This window comes from uncultured Flavobacterium sp. (assembly GCF_963975005.1).
Classification (GTDB): Bacteria; Bacteroidota; Bacteroidia; order Flavobacteriales; family Flavobacteriaceae; genus Flavobacterium.
The window spans coordinates 1-5,066 of record NZ_CAXBFR010000164.1; the positions used below are offsets into that span (position 1 = coordinate 1).

General features: G+C 31.3%; 6 protein-coding genes. 5 read left to right on the forward strand and 1 reads right to left on the reverse strand.

The window, feature by feature from the left end; translation table 11 throughout:
• A partial coding sequence (alaS, locus tag AACZ53_RS13705; RefSeq protein WP_339839585.1) for an alanine--tRNA ligase occupies positions 1–1,613 on the reverse strand: 1,613 nt, incomplete at its 3' end.
• 169 nt (positions 1,614–1,782) lie between these two features.
• Between alaS and AACZ53_RS13710 the strand changes: the two genes are divergently transcribed.
• From AACZ53_RS13710 to AACZ53_RS13730, 5 genes are all read left to right on the forward strand, one after another.
• Complete coding sequence (locus AACZ53_RS13710; RefSeq protein WP_339839588.1) at positions 1,783–2,760, forward strand: M23 family metallopeptidase; 978 nt, start codon at positions 1,783–1,785, stop codon at positions 2,758–2,760.
• Positions 2,761–2,796: 36 nt separating this feature from the next.
• Entirely contained in the window at positions 2,797–3,129 is a 333-nt protein-coding gene (locus AACZ53_RS13715) for a MerR family transcriptional regulator (RefSeq protein WP_339839590.1), read from the forward strand.
• Between the two features lie 117 nt (positions 3,130–3,246).
• A complete protein-coding gene (locus tag AACZ53_RS13720; RefSeq protein WP_339839592.1) occupies positions 3,247–3,858 on the forward strand; it encodes a LemA family protein in 612 nt (203 codons plus the stop codon).
• A 2-nt stretch (positions 3,859–3,860) separates the two neighbouring features.
• Positions 3,861–4,298, forward strand: coding sequence for a TPM domain-containing protein (locus tag AACZ53_RS13725; RefSeq protein WP_339839594.1), 438 nt, complete (start codon positions 3,861–3,863; stop codon positions 4,296–4,298).
• 50 nt (positions 4,299–4,348) lie between these two features.
• A partial coding sequence (locus AACZ53_RS13730; protein ID WP_339839597.1) for a TPM domain-containing protein occupies positions 4,349–5,066 on the forward strand: 718 nt, incomplete at its 3' end.

A 5,066-nucleotide genomic window follows, 5' to 3' on the forward strand; every position in this document is an offset into this window, starting at 1 on the left:
AAATTATTCTCTTTTTTTGTATCGATAATTTCAATAGACTCATTGGCTGAAACTAAAGTTCCTTTATCACCAACTTGTCCACCACCTTCTGGATAAAAAGGAGTAGCATCTAAAACGATTTGATATAAAACACCATCTTTTTTAGAATCTACCTTACGAATTCTTGTGACTTTGACATCATTTTCTGTTTGGTCATACCCTACAAAAGATTCAGTGTTTCCTTCTACTAAAATTTTCCAGTCATCTGTTGAAACTTCTGAAGCAGCACGCGAACGGGTTTTTTGTTCTTGCATTGCTTTTTCGAAACCAACTTCATCTAATTCAAAGCCTTTTTCTCTTAAAATCAAAGCTGTTAAATCAATTGGAAATCCAAAAGTATCGTATAATTCAAATGCTTTTGCACCATCAACTTGTTTTCCTTTTGTGTCTGCAATTACCTTATCTAACAATTGTAAACCTTGATCTAAAGTTCTTAAGAAAGAAGCTTCTTCTTCACGAATTACGTTTATAACTAAGACTTGTTGTTTTCTAATTTCTGGGAAAAAATCACCCATTTGATTCGCCAAAATATCAACCAATTGACAGATGAAAGGTTCTTTCGTTCCTAAAAATGTAAATCCATAACGAATTGCACGACGCAAAATTCTACGAATTACATAACCTGCACCTGTGTTTGAAGGCAATTGTCCGTCAGCAATAGCAAAAGCCACAGCACGAACGTGATCTACAATTACGCGAATGGCAATGTTAGTCTTGTTTTGTTCTTCAGATATATTTTTAACTTCGTTTGAAGTGTATTTCAATCCTGTGATTTGTTCTACTTTCTCAATTAATGGGGTAAAAACATCTGTGTCATAATTTGAAGTCACGTTTTGCATAGCCATACATAAACGTTCAAATCCCATTCCGGTATCAACGTGTTGTGCTGGTAATTTCTCTAAAGAACCATCTGCTTTACGGTTGAATTCCATAAACACATTATTCCAAATTTCCACTACTTGCGGATGATCTGCATTTACTAATGAGAAACCTGAAACCGCTGCTCTTTCTTCATCAGAACGTAAATCAATATGAATTTCAGAACATGGCCCACAAGGACCTTGATCGCCCATTTCCCAGAAATTATCTTTTTTATTTCCTTTGATGATTCGGTCTTCATTTACATATTGTTTCCATAAATCGAATGCTTCTTGATCAAAAGGAACATTTTCTGTTGGATTTCCTTCAAAAACTGAAACATAAATTCGATCTTTATCTAATTTTAAAACCTCAGTTAAAAACTCCCATGACCAATTAATGGCTTCTTTTTTGAAATAATCTCCAAAAGACCAGTTGCCTAACATTTCAAACATCGTATGATGATATGTATCAAAACCAACATCTTCTAAATCATTATGTTTTCCTGAAACACGTAGACATTTTTGCGTATCGGCAATTCGATTACTTTTTGGGGTGGCATTTCCTAAAAAATATTCTTTAAACTGAGCCATTCCAGAATTATTGAACATTAGCGTTGGATCATCTTTAAGCACAATTGGTGCAGATGGAACGATTAAATGTCCTTTTGATTCAAAAAATTGTAAAAATTGCTTTCTAATGTCTTGTGATTTCATTTTTGGTAATTAGATTTTATATCTTTTTGCTGTTAGATATTATATTCATTTGCAAATTTGAGAAAAGTTTTACTTTAAAAAATGGATTAGAATGAAACATTTCTTAAATTTGTTCGTATAACTACTGTCTAACATTTTAATTAGGCACAAAAATACTATATTTTATATAATGTCGAAGGTAAAATATTATTACGATCCAGAAAATTTATCCTATAAGAAGATTAGCCCAAGAAGATGGAAAAAAATTGGCTATGCTTTTTTATTTCTTTTATCTGCCGGTTTATTTGGTTTTTTGAGTTTTATTGTATTGATTAACAGTAGCTTTCTTGAAACTCCAAAAGACAAGTTTCAGGCAAGAGAAATTCAAAATTTAAATATAAATTACAAGATTTTAAACAAAAAAATTGATCAAATAGAAGAGGTTTTGGGGGCTGTTGAAGATAGAGATAATAATATTTATCGTGTTTATTTTAATAGTGAACCTATTCCGATGGAACAACGAAAAGAGGGATTTGGTGGAGTAAATAGATATAAAGAATTACAAGGATATAACAATTCTGATTTAGTAATAAACACTACAAAGCGGGTTGATATACTAACAAAAGCATTAGTAATTCAGTCCAAATCATTAGATGAAATTATTAGTTTAGCTAAAGGAAAAGAAAAACTATTAGCATCAATTCCTGCTATTCAACCCGTTAAAAACGAACAATTGAAACGCATGGCTTCTGGATTTGGTTATAGAAGTGACCCTTTTACAAAAGCAAGAAAATTTCATTCTGGTATGGATTTTTCATCACCAACAGGAACTCCAATTTACGCAACAGGAGATGGAGTTGTTTTAAAAGCTGACAATTCATTATCTGGTTATGGAAATCACATTGAAATAAATCATGGCTTTGGTTATGTAACACTATACGCCCATTTAAGTAAATATAAAGCTAGAGCAGGACAAAGAGTGAAACGTGGAGATGTTATTGGCTATGTTGGAAGTACAGGACGAAGTGAAGCCCCTCATTTGCATTATGAAGTTATAAAAGATGGTCAAAAAATAAATCCGTTAAATTTTTATTACGGAAGTATTTCGGCAGAAGAATATATCAATATTTCAAAAATTGCTAATCAAGAGAATCAATCTTTAGACTAGTGTTCAAAATTATATTAATTTGTAGTTTAAAAAATTATGCACGTAGATTTACCCGAAGGAAAATTGTATTATAGTATTGGTGAAGTGGCTAAAGCTTTTGATGTAAACACATCATTAATTCGTTTTTGGGATAAAGAATTTGATGTTTTAAAGCCTAAAAAAAACGCAAAAGGAAATAGAAAATTCACACCAGAAGATGTAAAAAATTTACAATTAATTTATCATTTGGTTAAAGAAAGAGGGTTTACATTAGATGGAGCAAAAACACATTTAAAAGAAAATCAAAAGAAAACTTTAGATAAATTTGAGATCATTTCAAAATTAGAATCTATAAAGAATGAGTTGAAAAAATTTAAAGGAGAGCTGTAGATTAAAGATTTTTTGCTAATAACTTTTCAAATTCTGAAACAAATATTAATAAAAATAGACTAATAACTAAACATTAACAGAATCTGAAATAAATTCAGATTAAAAAAACAAGAACTTATGAAAAAATGGTTAATTCCCGTAATAATTATAGCTGTAATCGTAATTGCGTCATACAGTTGGGCAAAAGGTGTAAATAATACTGCTGTGACTTTAAACGAAAGTATTTCAGAAGCTTGGGGAAATGTTGAAACATCGTACCAAAGAAGAAATGACTTAATTGGAAATTTAGTTAATACTGTTAAAGGTGCAGCCGATTTTGAAAAATCTACTTTAGAAGCAGTAATTAATGCTCGCTCAAGAGCTACATCTGTAACTATTGACCCAACAAACATTACACCAGAGCAATTAAATCAATTCAACCAAGCACAAGGCGGTGTAAGTTCTGCTTTATCACGTTTATTGGTTACTGTTGAAAAATATCCCGATTTAAAAGCAAATCAGAATTTCTTAAAATTACAAGACGAGTTAGCAAGTACTGAAAATCAAATTTTAACGGCTAGAACTCGTTTTAACGAAGCAGTTAAACCATATAACAATCATATTAAAGTGTTCCCAAATAATTTATTAGCAGGAATGTTTGGCTTTACAGAAAAAGCTTATTTCAAAGCTGTTGAAGGAGCAGATTTAGCACCAGAAGTTGAATTTGATTTCGACAAAAAACCACAATAAACATGTCTAAAACAGAAGACTTTTTAACTTCTAAACAAGAAGAGAAAATAGTTGAAGCTATACGAATTGCCGAACAAAATACATCGGGTGAAATTCGCGTACATATTGAGGAAAAATCAGAAAAACCTCCTATCGAAAGAGCCACAGAGGTTTTTAACACTTTAAAAATGTATGAAACTGAAGCCAGAAATGGTGTTTTGTTTTATATAAATGTTTCTGGAAATCAATTTGCAATTATTGGCGATGAAGGCATTAACAAAGTTGTTCCAACTGATTTTTGGGAAAGTACAAAAGAAATAGTTTTGACAAATTTTGCTCTAAAAAAAAACAAAAAAGGTTTGGTAAAAGGTATTAAAAAAGCAGGAAAACAATTGAAAAAATATTTTCCATATCAAGCAGATGATACAAACGAACTATCAAACGAAATTTCAAAAGGATAATGATAAACATAGTATATAAAATTATTCAATTTGTAATATTCGCATCCTTAATGTTAATGTCATTTTTGGGCTTTTCACAATATAAAATTCCGGAAATTCCAAAATTTCAAACTTCTGTATATGATTATGCTGATGTTTTAAATGCTAATGAAGAAAAAGCTTTAGAAGACAAATTAATCCATTTTTCAGACTCTACTACGACTCAAATAGTAGTCATTACAATAGAAAGCTTAAAAGGAGAAGATATTGGCATTCTTACTCCTAGATGGGGACAAGAATGGGGAATTGGAGGAACAAAACAAAATGACAACGGTGTTATTATTTTATTAGCAAAAGACGAAAGAGAGATTTGGATTTCATCTGGTTATGGTTTAGAGCAATATCTAACCGCTGGAACTATTGGAGAAATAACAAGAAACGTAATTATCCCAGAATTCAAAGCTGGAAGTTATTACAAAGGATTAGATGCAGGAACAACAGCTGTTTTTGAAGTAATTAAAGGAACATACAAAGGAAGTCGTATTCAAAACAAAAAAGACAACCCATTTCCGTTCATAGTATTTTTTATTATCTTGATTATTATTTTTATTTTAATTGCAAAAAACAAAAATAATGGTGGTGGAAATAATGGAACAGGTAAATTTGGCGGCCCAGGCATCTTAGACATGATAATTTTAAGCAGCTTAGGTAGAAGTGGCGGAGGTTTTGGCGGAGGATCTTCTGGTGGTGGATTTGGTGGCGGAGGATTCGGAGGCGGATTTGGCGGTG